Origin of the sequence: Streptomyces fildesensis, from assembly GCF_016107395.1 — a bacterium.
GTDB classification, from domain to species: Bacteria; Actinomycetota; Actinomycetes; order Streptomycetales; family Streptomycetaceae; genus Actinacidiphila; species Actinacidiphila fildesensis.
In genome coordinates this window covers 1-1014 of sequence record NZ_JAAIKO010000141.1, presented here as the reverse complement: position 1 = coordinate 1014, position 1014 = coordinate 1, and the positions used below count along the sequence as shown (strand labels likewise).

The following is a 1014-nucleotide window of genomic DNA, read 5'->3' as shown; positions in this document are numbered from 1 at the left end:
GACGGCTACCCGTCCCGGCGGATGGATCGACGCCCCACGCGCGAACGGACCGCTTGAACGAAACGTCCCTTCGGGCGAGAGCACTCAGTGCGGGTTGCGCAGGCCGGCGAGGGTGACGTCGGCAAGTCGCACGGCGGCTGCTTTGGATGGAAGATCGGCCGCGGCGCCAAGGGCGTGCAAACAGTACTGTGCCAACTCCTGGGGGGCGACGTCGTCGCGGAGGTCGCCGGCCTGTGCGGCCTGGGCGATGAGGTCGGCGATAAGGCCCGTCAGGTGCTGCTGGGCGTGGCCTAGGTGCTCGCTTCGGTGCAGGGTTGAGACGTCTCCGCTGTGCGCGAGGGCCGCGAGTTCGCCGTGGTGCCGTTCGTGGAGCAGGGCCGCGTAGGCGTGCAGCACGGCTTCGAGCCGCGCCTGCGGCTCGTGGTGGTGGTCGCGGACGGCGGCGAGGTGGTCCAGGTGGGCGCGGATCTGCTGTTCGTGCCAGGCGAGCAGGACCGCCCCGACGTCCGGGAAGTACTTGTACAGCGTGGCACGGCCGATGCCGGCCTGGGCGGCGATCTGGGACATGTTCACCGACGCCAGGCCGCGTTCGGAGACCAGGCTGGCGGCGGCATCCAGAATCGCAGTGCGTACCGCGGCGCGGTGAGCGTCCATGGTCTCGGTCCACAGCTTCGGCATCCCTCCAGCGTACAAGGCGTTGAGGAAATGACACTTCGTATTGACAGAGACAGTGTGTATCGATAAATGTGGGTGGGGTCAGCCTTCCCTCAACCCGCCGAGGTGCTTGCCATGTATTCCGCCGAAGCCGAGATCCGCACAGACCGGGCGAGTCGTTACCTGGTGCAGTTGTGCAAGCACTTCAGCAACAGGGGCAGCGCCCTGCGTCATCGGCCTCGCCTTCACGCGGGCGGCGGCCGTCCGGTCACCGAGGCGGAGGCCGCCCTGATGCAGGTGCAGTGGTCGGAGACCCGCGGCGAGGTCGATTTCGGGTGGGCCCTGTGCAGCCTGCAGGCC

The 1014-nt window shown here is 68.2% G+C and carries 2 protein-coding genes; one reads left to right on the top strand and one right to left on the bottom strand.

The features are described from left to right. Positions 1-84 precede the first annotated feature (84 nt). Entirely contained in the window at positions 85-678 is a 594-nt protein-coding gene (locus tag C6N31_RS42280; RefSeq protein ID WP_198359627.1) for a TetR/AcrR family transcriptional regulator, read from the bottom strand. Between the two features lie 111 nt (positions 679-789). On the opposite strand from C6N31_RS42280, the gene C6N31_RS42275 reads away from it, so the two are divergent. Beyond that, positions 790-1014 (top strand): DUF2218 domain-containing protein (locus C6N31_RS42275; RefSeq protein WP_198359626.1); only part of this gene is annotated, 225 nt, incomplete at its 3' end.

Bases quoted from the DNA above. Each gene is read 5' to 3' on its own strand.
- C6N31_RS42280 (WP_198359627.1), bottom strand. From the start codon at position 678: ATGCCGAAGCTGTGGACCGAGACCATGGACGCTCACCGCGCCGCGGTA.